22 protein-coding genes are annotated in these 23,202 nt (G+C 39.2%); 5 read left to right on the plus strand and 17 right to left on the minus strand.

From position 1 onward, the window contains the following. Positions 1-8: 8 nt before the first annotated feature. From BM015_RS12580 to BM015_RS12590, 3 genes are all read right to left on the minus strand, one after another. Entirely contained in the window at positions 9-1,100 is a 1,092-nt protein-coding gene (locus BM015_RS12580; RefSeq protein WP_090659194.1) for an amidohydrolase family protein, read from the minus strand. A gap of 128 nt (positions 1,101-1,228) precedes the next feature. Next, positions 1,229-1,828: an OmpH/Skp family outer membrane protein gene (locus tag BM015_RS12585; protein WP_090658913.1), complete on the minus strand. Its 600-nt coding sequence runs from the start codon at positions 1,826-1,828 to the stop codon at positions 1,229-1,231. Between the two features lie 241 nt (positions 1,829-2,069). After that, positions 2,070-3,068 carry a bifunctional riboflavin kinase/FAD synthetase gene (locus tag BM015_RS12590; protein WP_245751404.1) on the minus strand — a complete coding sequence of 333 codons (999 nt, stop codon included), beginning with the start codon at positions 3,066-3,068 and terminating at the stop codon, positions 2,070-2,072. Positions 3,069-3,124: 56 nt separating this feature from the next. Here BM015_RS12590 and BM015_RS12595 point away from each other — a divergent pair, with 56 nt between their 5' ends. From BM015_RS12595 to carA, 5 genes are all read left to right on the plus strand, one after another. Next, on the plus strand, positions 3,125-4,357 hold the full coding sequence (locus BM015_RS12595; protein ID WP_090658915.1) for an AIR synthase related protein: 1,233 nt from the start codon (positions 3,125-3,127) through the stop codon (positions 4,355-4,357). A 5-nt stretch (positions 4,358-4,362) separates the two neighbouring features. Then, the gene (locus BM015_RS12600; protein ID WP_090658917.1) at positions 4,363-5,301 is read left to right on the plus strand and encodes a GDP-L-fucose synthase family protein; all 939 of its coding nucleotides are present in this window, start codon (positions 4,363-4,365) and stop codon (positions 5,299-5,301) included. A gap of 158 nt (positions 5,302-5,459) precedes the next feature. Continuing rightward, positions 5,460-7,280 carry a serine hydrolase gene (locus BM015_RS12605; RefSeq protein ID WP_090658921.1) on the plus strand — a complete coding sequence of 607 codons (1,821 nt, stop codon included), beginning with the start codon at positions 5,460-5,462 and terminating at the stop codon, positions 7,278-7,280. 21 nt (positions 7,281-7,301) lie between these two features. Then, complete coding sequence (locus BM015_RS12610) at positions 7,302-8,456, plus strand: serine hydrolase domain-containing protein (RefSeq protein WP_218148494.1); 1,155 nt, start codon at positions 7,302-7,304, stop codon at positions 8,454-8,456. A gap of 110 nt (positions 8,457-8,566) precedes the next feature. Then, positions 8,567-9,661, plus strand: coding sequence for a glutamine-hydrolyzing carbamoyl-phosphate synthase small subunit (carA, locus tag BM015_RS12615; RefSeq protein ID WP_090658923.1), 1,095 nt, complete (start codon positions 8,567-8,569; stop codon positions 9,659-9,661). Positions 9,662-9,734: 73 nt separating this feature from the next. Here the strand turns inward: carA and BM015_RS12620 are convergent, their stop codons facing one another. The 14 genes from BM015_RS12620 to BM015_RS12685 all read right to left on the minus strand — a co-directional run bounded on the left by BM015_RS12620 (position 9,735) and on the right by BM015_RS12685 (position 23,144). Beyond that, positions 9,735-10,343 carry an OmpH/Skp family outer membrane protein gene (locus tag BM015_RS12620; RefSeq protein ID WP_090658925.1) on the minus strand — a complete coding sequence of 203 codons (609 nt, stop codon included), beginning with the start codon at positions 10,341-10,343 and terminating at the stop codon, positions 9,735-9,737. 31 nt (positions 10,344-10,374) lie between these two features. Further along, complete coding sequence (locus BM015_RS12625) at positions 10,375-10,890, minus strand: OmpH/Skp family outer membrane protein (protein ID WP_090659201.1); 516 nt, start codon at positions 10,888-10,890, stop codon at positions 10,375-10,377. A 125-nt stretch (positions 10,891-11,015) separates the two neighbouring features. After that, positions 11,016-13,844, minus strand: a complete 2,829-nt coding sequence (locus BM015_RS12630; protein ID WP_090658928.1) for a BamA/OMP85 family outer membrane protein — start codon at positions 13,842-13,844, stop codon at positions 11,016-11,018. A 121-nt stretch (positions 13,845-13,965) separates the two neighbouring features. After that, positions 13,966-14,742 (minus strand): isoprenyl transferase, encoded by a 777-nt coding sequence (locus BM015_RS12635; protein WP_090658930.1) that lies wholly within the window; start codon positions 14,740-14,742, stop codon positions 13,966-13,968. A 185-nt stretch (positions 14,743-14,927) separates the two neighbouring features. Then, the gene (locus BM015_RS12640; protein WP_090658931.1) at positions 14,928-15,800 is read right to left on the minus strand and encodes a DUF6089 family protein; all 873 of its coding nucleotides are present in this window, start codon (positions 15,798-15,800) and stop codon (positions 14,928-14,930) included. A 69-nt stretch (positions 15,801-15,869) separates the two neighbouring features. After that, positions 15,870-16,742 (minus strand): NAD kinase, encoded by an 873-nt coding sequence (locus BM015_RS12645; RefSeq protein ID WP_090658933.1) that lies wholly within the window; start codon positions 16,740-16,742, stop codon positions 15,870-15,872. An 88-nt stretch (positions 16,743-16,830) separates the two neighbouring features. Beyond that, the gene (locus BM015_RS12650; RefSeq protein ID WP_090658935.1) at positions 16,831-18,285 is read right to left on the minus strand and encodes a POTRA domain-containing protein; all 1,455 of its coding nucleotides are present in this window, start codon (positions 18,283-18,285) and stop codon (positions 16,831-16,833) included. A gap of 100 nt (positions 18,286-18,385) precedes the next feature. After that, on the minus strand, positions 18,386-19,045 hold the full coding sequence (locus BM015_RS12655) for a CBS domain-containing protein (protein ID WP_090658937.1): 660 nt from the start codon (positions 19,043-19,045) through the stop codon (positions 18,386-18,388). A 37-nt stretch (positions 19,046-19,082) separates the two neighbouring features. Next, positions 19,083-19,862 carry an alpha/beta fold hydrolase gene (locus tag BM015_RS12660; RefSeq protein ID WP_090658939.1) on the minus strand — a complete coding sequence of 260 codons (780 nt, stop codon included), beginning with the start codon at positions 19,860-19,862 and terminating at the stop codon, positions 19,083-19,085. An 88-nt stretch (positions 19,863-19,950) separates the two neighbouring features. Next, complete coding sequence (locus BM015_RS12665) at positions 19,951-20,487, minus strand: CvpA family protein (RefSeq protein ID WP_090658941.1); 537 nt, start codon at positions 20,485-20,487, stop codon at positions 19,951-19,953. Between the two features lie 86 nt (positions 20,488-20,573). Beyond that, positions 20,574-21,029 (minus strand): GatB/YqeY domain-containing protein, encoded by a 456-nt coding sequence (locus BM015_RS12670; protein ID WP_090658943.1) that lies wholly within the window; start codon positions 21,027-21,029, stop codon positions 20,574-20,576. 62 nt (positions 21,030-21,091) lie between these two features. Then, positions 21,092-21,430 carry a gliding motility protein GldC gene (gene gldC, locus BM015_RS12675; protein ID WP_090658945.1) on the minus strand — a complete coding sequence of 113 codons (339 nt, stop codon included), beginning with the start codon at positions 21,428-21,430 and terminating at the stop codon, positions 21,092-21,094. Positions 21,431-21,445: 15 nt separating this feature from the next. Then, the gene (locus BM015_RS12680; RefSeq protein ID WP_090658947.1) at positions 21,446-22,540 is read right to left on the minus strand and encodes a glycosyltransferase; all 1,095 of its coding nucleotides are present in this window, start codon (positions 22,538-22,540) and stop codon (positions 21,446-21,448) included. Between the two features lie 100 nt (positions 22,541-22,640). Then, positions 22,641-23,144, minus strand: a complete 504-nt coding sequence (locus BM015_RS12685; RefSeq protein ID WP_090658949.1) for a hypothetical protein — start codon at positions 23,142-23,144, stop codon at positions 22,641-22,643. Between the last annotated feature and the right edge of the window lie 58 nt (positions 23,145-23,202).

Genomic DNA, 23,202 nt, shown 5'->3' on the forward strand with positions numbered 1-23,202 from the left:
ATATCTCTTCAATCTTCAGGGAACTGCGATTTATCTATACCCGGCACTATCCTTAAAGCATTCTTATAATACACTTTCTTTAAAATATCGTCAGGCAAACCCATGCCATACATACGCCAGAATGCATGGTATTTTTTGTGATACGGAAAATATTCATCTTCTGTTTCCAGCACCCGGAAATAGGTTGCATATTCCGAAGGCACCCAACTGTCTTTGCCAAATAAAATCCTGTCCTGGTATTTCGTAAAAAAGGCTTTTGCTGCCCTGGGCTGGCGGCCAAGCTCCGCTATAACAGCGCCAAACTCAACTACTACATTTGGTAATGCAGTAAGCAATGAATCAAGCTTTGCAAGATCATTGGCATACCAGCCAAAATGCGCCGCAATAAATGTTGTGTTAGGATGTTTCTTAAACATATTATGCTGTTCATTTATCAGCGTTTGCCAGGGCGCAGGATCGGTATCGCTTCTTTTGCGGCCGGGATGTGTTTTTAATTCAAGCCAGCGCTCATTATGTTCATCCATAGGTTGCCAGAAAGGTGCAGGGTCTGCTGTATGAATAAGCACGGGTATTTTTAATTGGCCGCATTTCTCCCATATAGCATCCAGCCTTGGATCATCAATCGTAACACGTTTGCCTGAAACATCATTTACAGAAAAGCCCAGGTTCTTAAATATCTTTAACCCATTGGCGCCATTGCGCACATCTGCTTCCAGTTGCTGCACAGCTTTCTCCGTCCAGCCGGGAGCACCAACATTATCAAAATTGATGTTGGCAAAAACTATAAAACGTTTTGGATATTGTGTGTTTACATTATCAATCATTTGCTTTAGCCTGTTGCCATTACCACCGCTGAGATTAACCATTACCTGCAGGTTAAGGCTATCCATATCTTTTATTAAACCATCCAGGCTGCCATTGCCCATATTCCACTGATGATTATGCACATCAATAAAAGGATATTTAGCTTTGGTTAATTTATGCTCCGGCACAACCAAGGTTGAAACAGGATCATACTGTTCAAAATCCATTTTATTGGATTGAGAGAATGCCGGTATAATTATACCAAGCATATACAATGTTGCAGCAATTTTAAGCATGGATATTTGAAAATTATTTACTGAAATGTAAAACCATTTTTCGACTTGGTAATAATCAAATAATGACTGCCCTGTATAAAAAAAATCCCGCACAAGGCGGGACTTACAATGATATATAAAAACCTGTGTTATTTTTTCTTGCTTGCAGCGTATTCATCATTCAGCCGCCTTACTATTTCATTAGTAATATTTCTAACTGAATCTTTGTAATAGATAACATTGTCATCACCGCTCGTGGCAAAAACATAAGTGTAACCTCTTTGTGCACTGTATGTTTTTAAGAAAGCCTGTATCTTATTCTTAAGCTCAAGCATCTTCTGCATGTATTCACCCTGGAAATCCTGACTTAAACTTTGCTGTTGCTGTGCATAATAATTATCCAGGCGTGCAAGGTCTTCCTGCATCTGGCTTTGCTCTGTTTGAGATAAGGTAGCGCCGCGTTTATTATATTCATTTACTTTGGCCATATAATCCTGCTTAATTTTATTAAGCTTCGCTTCCACTGCATCATTCTTTCCTTTAAGATAATCACGGGTTTCTTTGGCAAAAACATAGTTTTTGTCAATTGAATCTATATCGAAATAAGCTATTTTAAAATTCAAATCAGTTGAATCATGTTTGGGAGGAATTACGGCTGTGTTCGCTGACTTATTATTATAAAAAGCATAAAACAAATAAGCAACTGCCAATAACAGAACAATGTTTAAACCTAATAAAAATTTATTCATTCATTGAATTTTATAACGCGTGAAGATAAAAGTAATGGTGTCAATAAAATTGTTAAATCAGCCATTACTACGCCTGTGTGCTTATGCGCAAAACGGCTTTGGAATTGTTTGAATTGATAAAGAGAATCATCATCAGCTTACAGGCCCTGACGCTTTGCAAGCGGTAAAATAGACTAAGCAGTTCTGAACGTTTAATTATATTCAACACTGGCCAAACAACTTCTTAATGATTATCATTCTATTACTTATTCTTAACATTTTCAAAATATTGCAGGCTGTTTTGTTTGTCTATATCAATCTGCCTCACCAGTTCTTCCAGCGTGTTAAATTTTTCTTCGATGCGCAGGTATTTACAAACGAAAATTTTTATGATGCGCCCATAAATGTCTTCATTGAAATCAAATATATTCATTTCAATTGTACGATCTTTTCCATTTACGGTTGGGCGAATACCAATGCTCATCATACCCTGAAGAAGCTGCGAGCTATGCGCTGCGGGCTCGAAGCCGGCAATCTCCGCTTCGGCTACATAAATACCGTTTGCAGGCACTAATTTATCTTCATCATGAATAATAATATTGGCTGTAGGATAACCCAATGTGCGGCCAAGTTTGTTGCCATCAACCACCATGCCTTCAAAAAAATAATTATATCCTAAATAGCTGTTGGCTGTTTCTATTTCACCGGTAAGCAAAGCTTCGCGAATGCGGGTTGAACTTATGGTTATATCGTTAATTAACTGCTCAGGAATTTCTTTTACAGTAAAGCCAAGCTCTTTGCCAAAACGTTCAAGCAAATGATAATCGCCTGCCCTGTTTTTGCCAAAATGATGATCGTAACCAATAATCAGCGTGTGCGGCCTGCATTTCTCAAACAAAAAATTAACCACATATTCTTCCGGCGTTTGTTCAGAAAAAGCTTTATCAAACGGAACAACAATTAAATGGTCAATACCAAATGATGAAAGCAGGCTTATTTTTTCTTCCAGTGTATTCAGCAGGTAAACCGGCGTTCCTGTTTTTACAACAGAGCGTGGATGCGGGTGAAAGGTGATGATAATGGTTTCACCGTCAATTTTTTCGGCCTCTTCTTTTAACTGTTTTATTATTTGCTGATGGCCCAGGTGCACGCCATCAAACGTGCCGATGGTTACAACCGAATTGCGAAACTTTGGTAAATGATGTATGGAACGATGCACCTGCATAAAATGGCAAATATAAGCCCTGAAAGCCCCAACCATAAAGACTGTTATTAAAGTTGCGCATAATTAATTGCAGCAAACTTATTTTTGCCGCGATGAAAACAAACAATCAACAGGTTCAATACTTCCCTTCAGGAGATGGAGGCGGCCTCTATTCCAAACGTGGTGTTTCTGCCCAGAAAGAAGAAGTGCATGCAGCTATAAAAAACCTGGATAAAGGTTTATATGAGTTCGCTTTCTGCAAAATTTATCCTGATTTTATTAGTAATGACGATGCGTTTGTAAATGTTATGCACGCCGATGGCGCGGGCACCAAAAGCATTCTTGCTTATTTGTACTGGAAAGAAACTGGCGATGCTGCTGTTTGGAAAGGCATTGCACAGGATGCTATTGTAATGAACCTTGATGACCTGCTTTGTGCCGGCATTTATGATAACATTCTTTTTTCTTCTACTATCGACAGAAATAAATTATTGATACCCGGCGAAGTGCTGGAACAGGTGATTAATGCAACGCAGGATTTTTTTAACAGCATGCAATCATTCGGCATCAATATTCATTTTCTCGGCGGCGAAACAGCTGATGTGGGCGATGTGGTGCGCACTATTGCCGTAAACGGAACGATGATGGCAAGATGGCCAAAAAATAAAATAATCAGTAATGAAAAAATAAAACCGGGCAATGTAATTGTTGGTTTTGCCAGCAACGGGCAAGCCACGTATGAAGATGCTTATAACAGCGGTATTGCCAGCAATGGATTAACCAGCGCCAGGCACGATGTGCTGCATAAATATTATGCGGAAAAATATCCTGAAACATTTGAGCCAACGCTAAGCGATGATGTGGTTTACATTGGTAAAAACAAATTGGAAGACGGTATTCCCAGTTCCAAATTCCAAATTCCAAATTCCACGATAACCATTGGCAAGCTTTTGCTCAGCCCCACCCGCACATACGCGCCGCTGATGAAAGTATTGCTTGAGAAATATTTTGATAAGATTGACGGTGTAATTCATTGCAGCGGCGGCGGCCAAACCAAATGCATGAAATATTTACCGCAACCTTTTAAAATTATAAAAGACAATTTGTTTGAAGCGCCTGAAATTTTTAAGATCATCCAGGAAAATTCCCATGCGGATGACAAAGAAATGTACCAGGTATTTAACATGGGCCACCGCCTTGAAATTTTTACAGATGCAATAACAGCCGCCGCATTAATTGGCGAAGCAAAGCAATTTAATATAGAGGCTAAAGTTGTTGGCCGCGTAGAATCGTCTGATAAAAAAGAATTGGAATTGCATGTAAACGGTAACACCATTACTTATTAAGCGGCATGAACAAAGATTCTAAAATTTATATAGCCGGGCATAAAGGAATGGCAGGCTCTGCTATTTTAAGAAAACTGCAAAGCCTTGGCTACAATAATTTCATATTAAAAACATCTAAAGAATTAGACCTGCGCAACCAGCAATTGGTGACAGATTTGTTTGCATTGGAAAAGCCGGAATATGTGTTTCTTGCGGCTGCAAAAGTGGGCGGTATTGTGGCTAACAATACTTACCGCGCAGATTTTTTGTATGATAACCTGCAGATTCAAAACAATATCATTCATGCTTCTTTTATAAATAATGTAAAGAAGTTATTGTTTCTCGGTTCAAGCTGCATTTATCCTAAAATGGCGCCTCATCCAATAAAAGAAGATTATCTTTTAACCGGCCCGCTTGAACCCACCAATGAGCCTTATGCTATTGCAAAAATTGCCGGGTTGAAATTGTGCGATGCCTACCGTGACCAATATGGCTGCAATTATATTTCGGCCATGCCAACCAACCTGTATGGCATTAACGATAATTATCACCCCGAACATTCTCATGTATTGCCCGCGTTAATAAGACGTTTTCATGAAGCCAGGATAAACAAGGCTGCTGCTGTAACTATTTGGGGAAGCGGTTCGCCACTTCGTGAATTTATGTATGCTGATGACCTTGCCGATGCCTGCGTTTACCTCATGAACAATTATGATGAAAATGGTGTAATAAATATTGGCACCGGTGAAGAAGTTTCTATAAAAGAACTGGCATTGCTTATAAAAGATATTGTTGGTTATAATGGAGAAATACAATTTGACACATCAAAACCCGATGGCACACCAAGAAAATTATTAGATGTGTCAAAGCTGCACAGCAAAGGCTGGAAACATTCCACTCATTTAAAAGAAGGAATAAAGATGGCTTACGAAAACTTTCTCACAACAAATTTTGCAGAACGGTAAGCTTTAAAAACCAATCACTATTTTCAATCTTTTCCATAATTCACTATCAAAACCCGATAGCATACAATATTCTCATCATCAAATGAAAATGCATAGCCAACTTCATTAAATATCATCTACTTTTATTGCCATCGCTATACACCAATTAATGCACTGTTATGAAAAAATTTTTATTATTTTCTTTATGTTTTATTTCAATCAATGCCTTTAGCCAAAAACACAAAAACAAGGCTGAAGATAAATTTGCAGGGCTTGATACAGCTTTTGCAAGAGTGCTGAAAGACTGGCATGCTGCGGGTTTTGCAGTTGCCGTAGTTGAGAAAGATAAAGTAGTATATGCTAATGGTTTCGGCTACCGCGATTATGAAACCAAAATACCTGTAACTGCCAATACGGTTTTTGCCATTGGTTCATGCAGCAAAGCTTTTACAGCTTCATTACTTGGTTTATTGAATAAAGATGGCAAGGTTGATTTTGATAAACCCGTTCGCAATTATTTGCCGGAACTTAAATTTTATAATGATGAGATGAACGATCACATCACGCTGCGCGATATGATGAGCCACCGCACCGGTTTGCCGCGCCACGATTATTCCTGGTATCTCTTTCAATCGCACAGTAAAGACAGCCTGCTGCAGCGCATTCAATATATGGAACCATCTGCGGGCCTGAGGGAAAAATGGCAGTACAACAACTTTATGTTTATGGCACAGGGCATGGTTGCAGAAAAACTTACGGGCAAAAGCTGGGAAGAAAATATTCGTGAAAAAATATTTCAGCCATTAGGCATGACCAGTTCTGATGCATCGTTAAATGAATGGATAAAAACAGGTGAACCTGCCCTTGGTTACGATGTAAAGAACGATACCATTATTAAACGAATGAATTATTACGACATTGCCGGCATGTCGCCGGCAGGCAGCATTAACAGCACCGTGAATGATATGGCCAAATGGGTAATTACCTGGATTAATGGTGGTAAATATTCGGGCAAAGAATTACTGCCATCCAGTTATGTAAGCCAGGCCATCAGCTCTCAAATGGTAATGAGCGGCGCCTTGCCCGATAAGCAAACGCCGGATATATATTTTTCCAATTATGGTTTTGGCTGGATGATGGCATCGTACCGCGGCCATTACCGCGTTGAACATGGCGGCAATATTGATGGCTTCAGCGCCAGCACCTGTTTCTTTCCGTCAGATAGCATTGGCATTGTTGTTTTGTGCAATCAAAACAGTTCACCGGTGCCATCTGTTGTGCGCAACTTAATTGCCGACAGAATGCTCGGCTTAAAATATTATGATTGGCAAACAGCATTAAAATCAAGTTCTGATTCCGCCAAAGCCCAGGCTAAACGCGCAGAAAAAAGCGTAATATCAAACCAGAAACTAAACACTAAACCTTCACATGATATTAAAGATTATGAAGGCGCTTATACCAACCCGGGCTATGGCACTTTTAATGTTGAACTGGTAAACGATTCACTCTTTATAACAGGCATAACGCATACATTCTGGCTGAAGCATTATCATTATGATGTATTTACTTTATTTGATAAAGATCCCAAGGATGGTATTGACACCAGCGACCAAAGTACGCAACTGCAATTTAATACCGGCCTTAATGGTGATATTGAAAACGCATCAATAGCGCTCGAACCAACACTGAAGCCTATTGTATTTACAAGAACGTTAAGAGAAAAAATCATTGACAGCGGGAGTTTGAAAGCATACATTGGCGACTATGAATTAGCCGGAGCGCCCGTAAAACTAAAAGTGTACACAAAAAACGATAATAAATTATACCTGTTTGTTGAAGGGCAGCCTGAATATGAACTGGCGCCTGTTGATAAAGATAAATTTGCATTGAAGAATATGAACGGGTTTACCGTTCAGTTCAACAGGAACGATAAGAACGAAGTGATTGAACTTTTATCTATTCAGCCGAATGGCACATTTAAAGCAAAAAAATCAAAATAGCTTATCAACATAAATAATTCAATGAAAAAACATAACTATTTTAAACAAATAATTTTTACAGGCCTGTTGATGATTGCAGGCTGCATAGCTGATGCACAAAACAGCAGGATTGAAACACGTATAGACAGCGTGATGAAAGCCTATAAAATGGTGGGGCTTTCTGTTGCCGTAGTTAAGAAAGGCGATATTGTTTACACGCATTCTTTCGGTTTAAAAAATATTGCAACAAATACACCTTTAACCAATGATGATATTTTCAGGATCGCCTCTATTTCAAAATCGTTCTCTGCAACGGCTATCATGCAACTGGTTGAAGCAAAAAAATTATCATTGAATGACGATGTAAGCAAACTGATTGGTTTTGAAGTGCGCAATCCAAAATTTCCCGGTAAAGTTATCACGCTTAAAATGCTTATGTCGCACACATCAAGCCTGAACGATTCGCAGGGATATTTTACGTTGGATTCTATCAATCCTGCCAAAACAGCCAATGCGTATAAATGTTACAGCAATTATGCACCCGGAGAAGGTTACGCCTACTGCAACCTGAATTATAATATGGTTGGAACCATTATAGAAAGAGTTTCGGGCGAGCGCTTTGATAAATATATTAAAGCGCATATTCTTGACAAGCTCGGTTTGTATGGCGGTTACGAAGTAGGTGCGCTGGATGCATCAAAGTTTGCAACTTTATATGAATATGATTCAGCCACAAAACAATTCATTGCTGATGATGGCGCTTACAACCCAAGAACAGCCGAAATAAATAATTATATAATGGGTTACAGCACGCCCATTTTTTCACCAACCGGCGGCATGAAAATTTCTGCAACAGACCTTGCAAAATATATGACCATGCATGCTTATTTTGGAAAATATAAAGGTGTAAAAATCATATCTAAGAAAAGCGCCAAAATAATGCAAACACCGGTTTCGGATGGCGAGGGCGGTTATGGCCTCGCTATATTAACAGCCGATAATACACTTATTCCCGGTGAAGTAATAAAAGGCCATACAGGTTCGGCTTATGGTTTATACAGCAGCATGTTTTTTCATCCCAAAAAGAAGTTTGGTATTGTTGCAATAACAAACGGTTTTGATGTTGTGTATGATTCAGGCTTCAATCCTGCATTGAAAGCCATCGACAATATTTTATATGAAGAGCTGATAAAATAGCCGGCTAAACCGCGTTGATCAACAATATGTTAATCACTTCGGGAAAACTTTATCATTAAATTTCAAAATCAAGCCTTTCTTTTGCATTTTGAAAAAATACTTTCAAAAAAATGTCTGATTCACTACAGCCTGCATTTCTTCTTTTACAAGACGGCACTTTTCTTCAAGGTAAAGCTTTTGGCAAAATTGGTACCGCAACCGGCGAAATATGTTTTAATACCGGCATGACGGGCTACCAGGAAGTTTTTACCGATCCCAGTTATTATGGCCAGGTACTCATAATGAATAATGTGCACGTTGGTAATTATGGTATTAACCCTGTGGACCAGGAAAGCAAAAGCGTAAAAATACGCGCCTTGATTGGCCGTAATCTTGAAGATAAATTCTCAAGGTATAAAGCTACCGGCAGCTTGGATGAATACCTTAAAAACAATGATATTGTTGCCATTGAAGGCATCGATACGCGTTCACTCGTAGCACACATTCGCCACAGCGGCGCAATGAACTGTATTATTTCTTCTGAAATTACAGACAAAGAAACCTTGCAGGCAGAGTTGGATAAAGTGCCTGATATGGATGGGCTCGAACTGGCAAGCGTTGTAAGCACCAAAGAAACTTATGAAGTTGGCGAACCTGCCGCGCCTTTAAAAATTGCCGTGGTAGACTATGGTGTGAAACAAAATATCCTCACCTCGCTTGCTGAGCGTGGCGCTTATTTAAAAGTGTTTCCTGCAACAACTACGGCTGCAGAAATAAAAGCATTCAATGCCAACGGATATTTTATCTCCAATGGCCCCGGCGATCCTGCTGCTATGCGTTATGCGGTAGAAACGGTGAAAGAATTACTGGAAGATAATAAACCGCTGTTCGGTATTTGCCTTGGCCATCAGTTGCTGGCGTTGGCGAATGATATTCCTACTTTTAAAATGCATCACGGGCACAGGGGGTTAAACCATCCTGTAAAAAATATCACCAACAACCGTTGTGAAATAACCACGCAAAACCACGGGTTTGGTGTGAACCCGGAAGCTGTGAAAAATAACAGTAATATTGAAATCACGCATGTGAATCTGAATGATGAAAGCATTGAAGGCATCCGCATGAAAAACAAGCCGGCTTTCAGTGTACAATATCATCCTGAAAGCACACCAGGCCCGCATGACAGCCGCTATTTATTTGATGAGTTTATTGAAATGATGCGATAATTTTCAACTTCATATAAATAAAAAAGGTTACTGTTTAAGTAACCTTTTTTATTATGGATAATTTGTTTATTTACTATGGCTTGGCTGCACCGGCAGCGCCACCAAGACTTGGATCGTTTAATGCCTGGTTGGGATCTACAGTTAATCCTTGCGGCAACGTTACACCCAATTCTTTTGCCACAAACGGGAACATATTTTCAAGTTTGCTCCCAACTTCATAAGCATCTGGTTTTAATATGAGGTCGTATTTTTTTGCAGCTAATACTTTTTTATAGGCAGCCAATACTTTTTTATAGGTAGGCGCTAATAATTGCCGCTGATAATCCTGGGATTTCTGCTGTGCAATTTGCTGCCAGTACATTAATTGTGTTGCCATTTGCTGCTTTTGCTGATTATTGTAATCCATTACCGTTTTTGCTACATTGCCTTTAGCAGTATCAGCTTTAAGTGTGCTGTCTAAGCGCTGGTATTCGCTCATATAAACCTGGTATTCCGCGCCCAGGGTATCCCTGTTATAAATTTGCGTGAGGCTATCAGCAACGCGGTATTCCGGCATCACCTGAACCATAATATCTAAATCGAAAACACCAACTTTAAAACCTGTGGCAGTTTGTGCATTTAATTTATTGTAACCAAAACATAAGGCAGTAAAAAGAGCAACCGCCATCAGAACTTTCTTCATTTTGTATTGTTTGTTTTTTTAGTTGACTATTTTAATCTTTAATCCCCAGTTGCTGCAGTATATCGTTGCTGCGGTCTAATTTGGGGTCGGCAAATATAACAGTAATTCCTTCACTTTTATCGAGCACAAAATCATATCCCCGGGCTACCGCCATTTTTTGCACTGCGTTATAAACCTTATCCTGTATGGGTTTAACAATCCTTTCCCTTTCTTTAAACAAATCACCTTCGTAGCCAAAGCGCTTTTTTTGCAGGTCTCTCAATTGCTTTTCTTTATTGTATAATTCATCTTCACGCTTCTTCTTCAAATCATCGCTCAGCATATATTGTTCTGCATCGTAATTTTTATACATGGCCGTAAGCTGTGCCTGCAGGTTGTCTATTTCCTTTTGCCATTGGTTGCTTATGTCCTGCAGTTGCTTATCTGCATCCACATATTCAGGCATTTTGTTTAAAATATACTTTGTATCAATTATTGCATATTTCTGTGCATTAACACTGCATGCAAAGCCAGCCGAAAACAGCATTACAATTAATATCTTTTTCATGCGAACCATTTTTGTTTTTTTATTTGCCATACGGAATTCGCCATAAAATTTAAGATTGTTTTGCATGGCTTATTCATTGACAAAAAAATTTGTTGATTTTTTACTTTTAAGAAGTTAAATGTAAATTAATCTGGTTCATAACCCAACATAAATGTAAACTTGGAAGCATCTTTAAACTTGACGCCATTACCAAACCTGTCTAAACCAACGCCATAATCAAATCCAAGCAATCCAAACATGGGCAGGAAGAACCTTACACCCAAACCAACAGAGCGGCGTAACCTGAATGGGTTATAATCCCTGAAGCTGTACCAGCCATTCGCAGCTTCAAAAAATCCTAAGGCATAAATGGTGCTGCTTGGATTAAGCGCAAAAGGATAGCGAAGTTCAAGTGTATATTTATTAAAGATGGTAAAATATTCTGAAGCGCCCTGCTGATCAGGGTTTACACGTGGGTCTGAAGTTTGATAAACCGGGTAACCGCGCTGTGCTATAATATCATATCCCAACAGTGCATAGCTGTTGCTTAAACCCGCATCGCCCACTTGGAAACGTTCAAACGGTGAAATCTGCAGGTCAGAATTATACCTGCCAATGTAACCGTATTTGGCAGCAAGCTTTAACACAAACTGCTTATTATTATCCGGGCCGGTTGGCCTGCCGAGCGGCACAAACCATTCTCCGGAAAAACGCCATTTATAATACTCAACCAAAGTATATGGGTTTTTCCAATTCTTAATATCAGGATTGATAAGCGAGAATGGCGGTGTTGCCTGCAACGTTAATAGGAAGTTGGAACCTGTTCTCGGGAATATCTGCTGGTCCTCTGAAAAACGTTGTAAAGTAAACTTCAAGCTAATATTGTTAGAGAAACCATTATTAAAGCCCGGCAGGTTAGTCGGGTCTATATAATAGTTCTTCAACTGGTACCGGGCATACTGCAACGATATGCCGGCAGAGAAATAGTCATCCGGCCACTTTAATTGTTTGGTTAAACCAATAGAGAAACCGGTTGTTCTGAAGAATGATGTATCGGCTGCACGTTTTGTATAAGTGCCGGTGTACGGATCGTAGGCATTGGCAAATTTGGTATCGTACACACCCACAGAAAATGCGTTGCGCTTTTTACCACCCAGCCAGGGTTCGGTAAAAGATGCATTATAAGAACGATAGGCGCGGCCATTGCTCTGCACACGGATGCTCAGTTTCTGCCCGTCGCCAACCGGTAATGGGTCCCATGCAGATTTGCGGAAAATATTTTTTACAGAAAAATTATTAAACGTTACACCCAGCGTACCTGTAACGCCGATACCACCGCCAAAACCGGCGCTCAATTCAAGCTGGTCGCCTGATTTTTCTTCCACCTGCCAGTTTACATCCACCGTGCCGTTATCCTGGTCGGGTACAATATCAGGTATAATTTTTTCCTGGTTAAAGAAGCCGAGGTTAGCAATCTCACGCTGCGAACGGATAACATCTGTACGGCTAAATTTCTCACCGGGCAATGTTCTCAGTTCTCTTCTTATCACGTGTTCCTTAGTTCTGTCGTTACCGGAAATCCTGATGTTTTTAAAAGTTGCCTGCGGGCCTTCCGTAACCCTTATATCATAATCAATAGTATCGTTATACACAGCCGTTTCTACCGGATCTACCCGGAAGAAAAGATAGCCATCGTCCATATACAGGCCGCTTATATCGCCACCTTCGGGTGAAACATTAAGGCCTAATTTCTTTTCAAGCAGTTCACGGTTATAGGTATCGCCCTTCTTAATCCCTAAAATAGCGGTTAAAAGAGAATCAGAATATTTGGCAGCATTGCTGAAACCAATATTGCCAAAATAATACTTGTGGCCTTCATCCACATCCAGGTAAAGATGCAAACCGTCTTTCGCATTCACGGTATCATCTTTTATAATCGTCGCATCACGATATCCCAGTGAATTATAATAAGCTATAACCTTGTTCTTATCTTCCTCATATTTCTTTGCATCGAATTTTGCAGAAGAGAATGGTTTAACTTTTATGTATGGCTCAAGTAATGCTTTTGTTTTGGAGAACGACAGGAAACCCCAGTCTTTCATATAATTGCTAAAACCATACTTCGTGCTGTCGTCGTACCGTGTTTTATTTTTTGAAGGGAAAAGCGTTAAATGGCTTTTTTCTTTCGTACCCTTCATCTGCGATTTAAGTTTATCCTCGCTTATGGTATTATTCAGGAAGTTTATCTCGGCTATCTTTACCTTGTTGCCTCTTTCTACATTATAAACAAGAATTGAAGAATTTGGAGCGGAAGTATCTTTTATTTCCTGCACAGAAACCTGCACATTACGGAAACCTTTATCAGAATAAAATTTCTTTATGGCATCAACAGAAGTGCGCTTTACGTTTTCTGTAATAACCCTGTTTATTACCAGCCCGGTTTTTGGCGCAAGGTCATCCTTCTCTCCTTTTTTAACGCCGGCGAACTCATATCTTGATAAACGCGGCCTTTCAGTAACATGCACTTCAACTGAAATAGCATCGCCTTTTAAAGCGGTGAGGTAGATGGCAATATCGCTGAAATAATTCTGGCTCCAGAGTTTGGTAATAGCCCGTGAAAAATTATCGCCGCCCGGCAATGAAACTTCATCACCTGTATTTAAACCGGCAATGGAAAGCAACAGGTTCTGATCAAAATAATTATTTCCTGTTACGGTTATGTTGGCAATCTTATATTTTTTTGGAAAAGGCTGGTTGTAGATATTAAGCAAATCGGCGTTTAAAGAAGTTACCGGCGTGGTATCGGCAGGGTTAGCATTTGGAAGGGTATTAATTAAACCCGAAGTATCTTTTTGAATAACAGCCCCCGGAATAGTATCTGGCTTGGCCATTGGTATAATCGGCTGCTGTGCATCTGCCCGGATGTTCACCAGGCAAACTAAATAGAATAAAGCGATTGCGGAAAGATATCGCATCCGGATTAGTTGTTTAAATAATTAGTAAGTGTTCGATTAACGGTTGTAGCCACATTGATTTTTAAAAGCGGGCAAATTAGATGGAATATTTAAAAGTGTTTGTTAAATCAAAACCTGAAAATCAGGAATGTTGAAGTTGTTCCGGCTCACGCAAAGAAATTTGTTCATCTGTTTTGCCAAATCGTCTTCTGCGGTTCTGAAAATCAATAATTGCTTCAAAAAGATGTTTCTTCCTGAAGTCGGGCCAGCGGGTGCTGGTAAAATATAATTCAGCATAAGCAAGTTGGTATAATAAAAAATTGCTGATGCGGTATTCACCGCTCGTTCTTATCAGCAGGTCCGGATCGGGAAATTCGCTGGTAGCAAGGTATTTCTGCAGCGTGTCCTGGTCTATGGTATCAATTGTAAGCTTCCCTTCCTTTACATCGGCAGCAATATTTTTAACTGCCTGCAGCAGTTCCCAGCGGCTGCTGTAACTAAGCGCCAGGATAAGATTAAACTTATCATTATGGCTGGTTTCAAGCAACGCCTCTTCCAACGCTTTCCGGGCGGAGGGCGGAAGCGTATTCATATCGCCAATTACGTGCAGTTTAATATTATTTTTATTCAGCGTAGCCACTTCTTTACGAATGGTATCAACAAGCAATTCCATCAGGCCGTCCACTTCATCTTTAGGCCTGTCCCAGTTTTCAGTGCTGAAGGCATAGAGGGTAAGATACTTTATGTTCAGTTCTGCACAACCTTCCAGTATGTTGCGCACACTTTCTACACCATGATAATGGCCATACAGGCGGTCGTGGCCTTTTTCCTTTGCCCAGCGGCCATTCCCATCCATTATTATGGCAATATGGTTAGGCAGCTTTGTGGGGTCAATTTCATTTTGGAGATGATCGGGCATAATAAATAGCTCGGCACAAAATTAAGAAATAAGAATAAGCGGGTTGAAAGTAAATTGTTTTGTTAAAAAAACACTATTTATTTTTAGAGTTGATTTCAAAATCTCTTCAAAGCCATTCAGCATAATAAAATTACCTATGATTATAAAGGTTATGTAAATGATATACAGAAATTGTTGCCGCCGGCTTAATTTGGAGAGCCGGGGGTTGGGCATTTGTAAGAGCTGATATTGAACGATACGCCCAAATGAAACATCACATAAGCGTCTTTCTGCGAACTGTTGCCACGTTGCCTGCCCTTAACACCAATAGAAGAACCCAGTTCATAACTGCGATCCTGTAAATAATAGGCCGGGTAATCCACTTCAGTGGTATTATCGGCGTGTGTTATCATAAAAGCTTCCGGGCCAGCATAGTTGGTACTTACATCATCGAGGTAATCTGTATTGGTAAACCTGTAGCCTACTTCGGCAAACACATTCATATTTTCGTTTATACTGTACTTAAACCCAAACGTAAGCGGAAAGCACATAGCCATTGTACCATATTGCTTTCTGCCTGAATCAAAATTCTGGCCTTCCGTGCCCAGCGGGCGAAGAAAATATTTTGTGCCTTGCAGGTAAGCATAAGGATCGTAAGAAAAAACGCCCACTCCCAAAGAAAGGTAAGGCGTAAACTTATAGCCGGAAACACCCGGTATAAACCTGAAAAAGTTGAAATAGCCACTCAGGGAGGCTTCCCAAACATTTGTATTAAAGCTGAGGTTTCTTAAACGCTGTGTTTCATTTTTGCTATATATATCGCTGTAAGCCAGAAAAGCATAATCTGCAGCCAGCTTTACACCCACATAATTATTGAATTGCTTTACATAATATACCCCTGCTGAAAAATTCGGCCGGTTTAATGCAGCCCTTGTATTCAGATCGCCAAAATAATGAGCAGCGCCTACAGCAACGCCAAATTCTCCTTCGTTTTTATAACTATCATATAATTGTGATTGCGCAAAACCTTTGCTGCAATACAATAAAATAATAAAAAGACAAAGCTTATTTAACCTCATGCTGGCTGTAAATTAATTGTATAACGCAAAACATTGTTATTTCTTGTGTTATTGGTGCAATATAAAGGCTTAATTTCTTTTATCAAGCCCCCAGGTGAGCTTGGTATGCAATGTAGAAAGAAAATTATTTTCATTCAATCGTACAAGGTTAATGGAAAATTTTTCTTTTCGCACGGCAAGCTGCACATCTTTATGCACAATTTCCCGGCGGGCATCCATGGCGCAAATAAATTCATCGCTTCGGCTTTCCACTTCAAAGGAAATGATATAAGAATCGGGTATTACAATCGGCCGCACGTTTAAATTATGCGGCGCCACAGGTGTAATAATAAAACTGCCAGCTTCGGGAAAAACTATCGGGCCATTGCAACTCATATTGTAGCCGGTTGAGCCTGTGGGCGTGGCTACTATCAGGCCGTCGCACCAATAAGTATTTAAAAATTCACCATTTAAATAAGTGTTTACCTTAATCATTGGCGAGATGTCGCGCTTGTGAACAGAAAATTCATTTAATGCAAAAGGCGCATCGGCAAATAATTGCCTGTCAGCATCCAGGTGAATGAGCGTTCTTTTATCAATAACAAAAGTTCTGTTCACCAAAGCATCCACGGCTATGCCAAGCTCATGCTTGCTTATGCCTGCAAGAAAACCAAGCCTTCCATAATTAATGCCCAGTATGGGAATATTTTTATTGCGTACGAGCGTTACCGTATCCAGTATAGTTCCATCGCCGCCAAGGCTAATTAAAAAATCAACGGTGCTGTTCAGGTCTTCGTGGCTTGAAAAAAAATCAATTAACGTATTGCCAACCGGGTTTATAAGTTCTGCCAGCGCGTAATGCAACAGCACTTCAATATTATTGGAGGTAAGCCTTAGTACAAGTTCTTCCAGTTCTTCTTTCAGTTCCTGGCCATTGCCGCGGCTGTAAATAGCTACTTTCATTTAAATTATATTGTGCATTTGCCTGCTTAAAAAGCAAATATCAAGTTTACGGGGGTTAAAGGTAACATGCAAAACGCAGCAGCTATGGTTAAAAGTCGGTATTTAAATGAATAAAGATGCCACTTTCACCCAATTGATTAAAACTGTAATCAAACTTAAAGATCACATCATACGGTGCAACGAAATCAATACCTACGCCCCAGCTATGCAGCATTTTATTGTTTAAAATGCTGCTGCCCGGATGCTGGTTGTAAACATAACCGGCATCTGCAAACAGCTTTCCATATACCCTGAATGAATAGTCTTCTTTTTTTGCACCAAGGCCAAGTTTCTTTGTAAAACTTAATAATTGCTGCTGCAAAGTGGCCCTTCCTGCTATGCCGGCATCGCCATCAATTACATAATATTCATAGCCCCGCATGAAAATATTTCCATAATAACCAAACATACCTTTATTATAAAAAGGCTGGTTAAAGGGCAGGTTAAGCACGCCGCCTTCCTTAAACTGAATTTGCGTTTTTGACAAAACAGGAATTGTATAAGTGTTGATGGAAGTAAGCTGCGTAAGGTTCATATCTTTTGTTACGCCTTTATGCAGAATACTCGTTTCAGAAATAAGGCCTTTGGTAGGATAAAAATTATAATCTGCATTACTATATCTGAAAGTATAACCTATATAGGGAAATGAGGCCCTGGTTTTTCCGTTGCCGAAATAATTTGGGTTGAGTGCAAAAACAGTATCGGCAATTTGCTCATACATATATCCGGCCTTTACAATATGCCTTACCCGCAGGCCCGGCCTGTAAATATAATTGCCTTCAACTTTTAAGGTTTTGCGCATGTAAGAGCGGTCTTCGGGCCGCAAAAACTGCTGCTTGCTTTTATCTGTTGAATAATTAATATCGCCCTGGTTACTGTAGCCTGCAAAAAACTGGTAGCCCTGTTTTAACTGCTTATCAAAAAAAGGCCGTTCATATTTTACAGCCACCTGTTTGGAATAACCGGTAATGAGCCATGTGGTAAGCTTGTCATTCCTTCCCGAAACATTATTATGCAAAAACTTTATACCATAATTTGTTCTTTTTAATGTGTGGTTATATGCTACCCACCAGGTGTTAAAGTTGGCATCAATAAATTTAAAATAAGGCAGCGGCAGAATATACCAGCGCTCTTTTACAAAAACTGTTATAAAAACAAACTGGCCATAACTGTTTTCAACATATACGGCAACGTCTGTAAATAAAGTTGTATTAACGAGTTGCTGCCTGCCGGTTTCAAGTTCCTTTTTAAGATCGGCAAGCGCCACATAACTGCCTTGCTGAAAAGGCAGCTCACGCTCTATGATGTAAGACTTTGTTTTTTTATTGCCATAAATTGAAATACCTGCGATAAACAAAGTATCGGGCAGGTTATTTTTTGCACTGGTATCGCTAATAACTGAGTCTGCAATTATACGATGGGATGAATCTGTTTGTTGTGCACTAACCGCAGCCGCAAATACAAAACAAAAAAAAGGTATTAATAAAACGTGCAACGGCTTCATGTGCAGATTAAGCATAGATAGTAAGGCGGTAAAAATAGGCTATACAGGTAAGATGCATTAAGAAGCAAAAATATTTAACAAGGTGTATAACAGCATTAGACTATACGTTAAGATAGGCCATAAGGTTGTCGTAATTTGCCCTGAGGTCATTTTCGAAAAGCTCTTCACCAAAATAATAACGAACATTATAATCAAAACGCTGCAGGGTTGCAAGCACGTCTGAGACTTCGGTTTTATTAATCTTGAATATTACAATAAGCTGTCCTGAAACATGCTCAATATAAGTATTTATCTCCGTTACAAAAGCATCATTTGTTTCTACCAGCCTGCAAAGTTCTCCAATGGAAAACTTGTGCTTTTCTGTTTCTATTACAAACAGGCCGCCGGGCACATCTGTACTTAAAAACATACCCAGGTTTTGCACGAGTGTGGCGTATGTTACAACGCCAATATATTCTTTGTTTTGAGAAAGCACCGGCAGGGCTGTTATGCCGGCTTCATTAATAACCTTAAGCGCAGTAAGCAAATGCTGGCTATGCTGAACACTTATATGCAGGAATTTATCGGAAAGATCACTAACTATGTCAGCATTTTCAGCTGATAGCAATTCATCCATGCTTAGCAATCCTTCATAATTATCATTATTAAGAACTGCAAGATGATCAATATTGTTTTGCTGCAGCAGGTCTATCGCGTCGTTGATGGTATCATCATAATGCAAAACAGGTATTGATGGCTGTATGATTTCCGATGCTAACATTAATCTATTCTAACAATTTAAATAAAGACAAAAAATATCAGGCTAAAGTTGCAGCAGACTTCTTAATCTTTGTAAGAAATTCTTCGAGTATTGCATTGAATTCAGCAGGCTGTTCCATCATGGGCGCATGGCCGCATTTATCAATAAATTTTAATTCGCTGTTGGGAATAAGCTTGTTAAACTCGTGTGCAACAAAAGGGGGCGTTACCGTATCCTGGTTGCCCCAAACCAATAAAGTTGGCTGTTTTATTTGCCCAAGTTCTTCACCCAGGTTATTGCGAATGGCACTTTTTGCCAGTGCAAGTATGCGTATAAGTTGTAAACGGTTATTGCATATTTTATACACCTCATCAATCAGATCGGGCGTGGCTGTTGCAGGATCGTAAAAGGTAACTTCTGTTTTCTTTTTAATATATTCATAATCGCCGCGGCGCGGATAGGAATCGCCCATACCGCTTTCATATAAGCCTGAGCTGCCCGTTAAAATAAGCGTTTGCACATTTTCAGGATGCTTAAGAATATGCACCAGCGCTATATGGCCGCCCAGTGAATTACCTAATAAATGGTAATTCTTATAGCCCATTTTTTCAATAAACTTATTAATATACTTTGCAAAGCCGCCCACAGAAGTATGCAACAAATCAAGCTCAAACATGGGCAGCATAGGTACAATTACTTTATGCGTATGCCTGAAATGGGATATTAAGTGCTCGTAATTACTTAAAGCGCCAAACAATCCGTGCAATAAAATTAATGGCTCGCCTTCACCTTCTTCAATGTATTTAAATTTATCCAGTTTTTTAACCTCGTATTGCATTCTTTATTTTATTCTGGGTATTGCAAAGCTATCTACTTTTGCTAAAGTAAATATAATTTCCTTTATATAAGCCAATTATAAGAAAGCATTAAGCCTTGCTTTGTGCAACTAACTCAAAAAAATCTGAAAGCTGGCTGAAAATATTTTTAAAGAAAGGAATGATAGCGCCCATTGCATCGATGGCCGTGTGACCAAAGGGTTCTACAAGCGAATAGGTATGAGATGAAGCAATCGTATCTTCTTTAATAACATTCATGTTAGTTAAATAAAAAAGAAGGATACTGTAAACAAAAAGATATATAAAAAGATATAAAACAATACCGCCTAATTTATTAAGCCAGCCCAGCATAGCCACTTTGGCTGCAGCCTGTATAAGATTAGCCACTAAACGAACCAGTATAACCACGCCGGAAAAAACCAGCAAAAAAGAAAGAACAGGCAACCATTTTCCGCTTATATTAAATGACTGCTGCAGCCAGGCAGACATTAAAAAAGAAAGCTTCATGGCCGCAGCTACACCAATAATAATAGCAAAGAATGAAAACACGGCAACTATAAAACCGCGGCTTATGCCTTTAATGATGGCAAGTACAAGTAATATGCAAAAAAGAATATCTATAATCATACAAGACCCTGCAACCTTTCCGGCAGATGGCTTTTAAAAGATCGACATTTGCAGTGAGGCAAGCTTATTATTAACGCATTCTGCATTTATTTATTGGACAGCAGTTCTTTCACGGCGGCAGAAATAGTTTTTCCATCTGCCTGTCCTGCCAGCTGTTTTGTGGCAACGCCCATTACTTTACCCATATCGGCTGGTGAAGAAGCGCCTGCCAGTTCTATTATTTTCTTTAAGGCATCTTTCAATTCTGTTTCACTCATTTGTGCAGGCATGAATTTTTCTATCACTTCAATTTCTTCCTGCTCTTTCTTAGCCAGGTCTTCACGGCTTTGCTGTTGATAAATTTCCAGCGAATCTTTTCTTTGCTTCATCATTTTCTGCAACATTTTTAATGCCGCTTCTTCGCTTAATTCGCCGTTGGCGCCAGGCTCTGTTTTAGCTTTAATAATTTCAGTTTTAATAGCACGCAGGCTACGCAGCGCCGCTTCGTTTTTTGCTTTCATGGCGTCTTTCATTTCAGCCATTATTTGTTGTTCAAGATTCATAGTTGTTGTTTTAAGAAAGTCAGAAAGGCGAGAAAGAAGCCATTCTTCCTGCCGCTTCCGGACTATTTATTCAAATATTTCTCCCTGAATTTATTATAAAACGTTTTGGCAAAAGCTTTCATATCATCAGAAAGCTCATCATGATGCGTTGCCCGCTTATACGTATCGGCCATGGTAAATAAAGTCTGATAAAAGAAATCAGCCATTTCATCTATCATCATTTCTTTTGTCCACAAGTCTATGCGCAGCGCTGTTTTTTCATTGCCATCCCACAGGGCAAGTAAAAAAGCCTTGGCCTGTTGCGTATCCTGAGCGGTAGTGCCTTTGGCATTCCATTCTATCTGGCTGGGCACTTTATCCTCACCAAGATTTACCTGTATTGTTATTGTTGACTGTTCCATAAAATTTGTGTAAAATTAATGTTGTGCTTTTGCTTCAAACAATTGCCAAAGCTGCTCAGCGTATTCAACCCGGTTAAATTGCGCAGCCTGTTTGCCTGCAGCTTCTTTCAATTGTGCATGCAGGTTTTCATCTTTATATAATTGAATTAAATTATTACCAAGCGATTCATCTGTTTTTTCATCACAAAATAAAATGCAGTTATTGCCATATTCTTTTACATCATCATCTTTAAAAGAAATAACCGGAAGACTGCATTGCATGGCAATAGATAAAATATACAACTGCGGAAACTGACCTGCAATATGAATAAAACTATGTGCCGATGCAAACAATGGCGGTATTTCTTTTTCTTCCGCATTTTCCAGCAACTGCACATCATCCCGGTATTTATAGGTGGAATGTTTATCGCGGATTTCAGCGCTGAAGCTGTCATATTTTGGAAGGATGATCAACTGCATGTTGCTTTGCTGCCATCTTTTAAACCGCGAAAATCCCTTCAGCAGCATTACAAAATCGTTTAATGACTCGTCTTCAATAACCGATATAAAATATTCCCTGTTATCGGCAAACTGCGCCTTCGTCATTATTTTTTCATGCCATTCAAACGTTCTGAAAACAGCAGGCGCCGTAAAAGGCAGGTATTGTATTTTTTCCTGCACGTTCAAAAGCAGGTTTGATTCTTTGGTTGAATAACTTAAAATATGCGCCGCAACTTTTTGGGAAACATTAAAATGATCACGGGCAAACTTCATCACCTTATTTGGGCGCTTTATATCCTGTTTTAAAAAATCCGGGCCGGCGGCAATTAGCTGCGGGGCCTTTATCCTCGAAGAAGCTATACCATTCAGGTTAACCACAACATCTGCTTTTATTTTTTTTATTACAGAAGGGATTTTTACCTGGTACAGCCAGTTTAAGAAAAAGGAGGAATGATTATCAAGCGAAATATTTATAACAGCATTTTCACCAATGCGCTGCTGCGATACAGGCACCGAATTGCTCCAGGGTTTTACCTGGAAATTATGCTGGCTGGCCTTCTCTTCAATTAAAGAAAAAAGGTATTCGGGATAATCGCCGCTTTCTGCATGCTCAATTACTGCAATACGCATAAGGCGGCAAAAATAGCGTGAATCATGAATCGTCAAACGTGAAAAATGCAGGAACGGAGGTTTTCTTTTGTCATAAAATCAATCTCAGATTTTTTAAGCATCACATTGTATTTCCTGCAACTTGCAAAACTCTTCCTACAAATTTGTCTGACATATATATCTTATATCTTTTATTATTAAAAATAAATTCAACAGGTCCTTTCCATTCTGCCTTTTGTTTAGGAGGTTTCACATATTTAAAAAAAGTTGTCGTTATAAAAATGCTGTCTTCCAATATTAATTCGCTGGTTCCCTTATAATTAGGATATACCAATCCAACAAGATACTTTTCTGCAGCTGGCTTTAGACCATAAAATCCACAAGGTTCTCCATAAACGTTATATCCAAACTTCTTTGATGTATCGGTAAAAAAATGATCAATAGAATTGCTTTTATCTAATATCAGCAAACAATTATCATTACCAAAAAATAGTAAATAACCATGCCCATTATGAACAATTTTAGATTTATCAACAAAAAATGATTTATTACAAGATATCCCCACACATGCAGCAATAAATAGCAGAGCACTTATAAGTCCGTTCTTTAGTTTCGACACATTCATTCAATAATTGTTTGAAATAAAACTAAACAATAAAGCCGCAAAAATTGCGGCTTTATTG

Source organism: Parafilimonas terrae (assembly GCF_900115755.1).
Lineage (GTDB): Bacteria > Bacteroidota > Bacteroidia > Chitinophagales > Chitinophagaceae > Parafilimonas > Parafilimonas terrae.

Coding starts and splice junctions, on each gene's coding strand:
- BM015_RS12660 (WP_090658939.1), bottom strand. CDS start 19,862: ATGCAATACGAGGTTAAAAAACTGGATAAATTTAAATACATTGAAGAA.
- BM015_RS12655 (WP_090658937.1), bottom strand. CDS start 19,045: ATGTTAGCATCGGAAATCATACAGCCATCAATACCTGTTTTGCATTAT.
- BM015_RS12670 (WP_090658943.1), bottom strand. CDS start 21,029: ATGAATCTTGAACAACAAATAATGGCTGAAATGAAAGACGCCATGAAA.
- BM015_RS12680 (WP_090658947.1), bottom strand. CDS start 22,540: ATGCGTATTGCAGTAATTGAGCATGCAGAAAGCGGCGATTATCCCGAA.
- BM015_RS12595 (WP_090658915.1), top strand. CDS start 3,125: ATGAAAACAAACAATCAACAGGTTCAATACTTCCCTTCAGGAGATGGA.
- BM015_RS12645 (WP_090658933.1), bottom strand. CDS start 16,742: ATGAAAGTAGCTATTTACAGCCGCGGCAATGGCCAGGAACTGAAAGAA.
- BM015_RS12635 (WP_090658930.1), bottom strand. CDS start 14,742: ATGCCCGATCATCTCCAAAATGAAATTGACCCCACAAAGCTGCCTAAC.
- BM015_RS12605 (WP_090658921.1), top strand. CDS start 5,460: ATGAAAAAATTTTTATTATTTTCTTTATGTTTTATTTCAATCAATGCC.
- BM015_RS12650 (WP_090658935.1), bottom strand. CDS start 18,285: ATGAAGCCGTTGCACGTTTTATTAATACCTTTTTTTTGTTTTGTATTT.
- BM015_RS12610 (WP_218148494.1), top strand. CDS start 7,302: ATGAAAAAACATAACTATTTTAAACAAATAATTTTTACAGGCCTGTTG.
- gldC (WP_090658945.1), bottom strand. CDS start 21,430: ATGGAACAGTCAACAATAACAATACAGGTAAATCTTGGTGAGGATAAA.
- BM015_RS12630 (WP_090658928.1), bottom strand. CDS start 13,844: ATGCGATATCTTTCCGCAATCGCTTTATTCTATTTAGTTTGCCTGGTG.
- BM015_RS12640 (WP_090658931.1), bottom strand. CDS start 15,800: ATGAGGTTAAATAAGCTTTGTCTTTTTATTATTTTATTGTATTGCAGC.
- BM015_RS12665 (WP_090658941.1), bottom strand. CDS start 20,487: ATGATTATAGATATTCTTTTTTGCATATTACTTGTACTTGCCATCATT.
- BM015_RS12600 (WP_090658917.1), top strand. CDS start 4,363: ATGAACAAAGATTCTAAAATTTATATAGCCGGGCATAAAGGAATGGCA.
- BM015_RS12685 (WP_090658949.1), bottom strand. CDS start 23,144: ATGAATGTGTCGAAACTAAAGAACGGACTTATAAGTGCTCTGCTATTT.
- BM015_RS12580 (WP_090659194.1), bottom strand. CDS start 1,100: ATGCTTAAAATTGCTGCAACATTGTATATGCTTGGTATAATTATACCG.
- BM015_RS12590 (WP_245751404.1), bottom strand. CDS start 3,068: ATGGTTGGGGCTTTCAGGGCTTATATTTGCCATTTTATGCAGGTGCAT.
- BM015_RS12585 (WP_090658913.1), bottom strand. CDS start 1,828: ATGAATAAATTTTTATTAGGTTTAAACATTGTTCTGTTATTGGCAGTT.
- BM015_RS12625 (WP_090659201.1), bottom strand. CDS start 10,890: ATGAAAAAGATATTAATTGTAATGCTGTTTTCGGCTGGCTTTGCATGC.
- carA (WP_090658923.1), top strand. CDS start 8,567: ATGTCTGATTCACTACAGCCTGCATTTCTTCTTTTACAAGACGGCACT.
- BM015_RS12620 (WP_090658925.1), bottom strand. CDS start 10,343: ATGAAGAAAGTTCTGATGGCGGTTGCTCTTTTTACTGCCTTATGTTTT.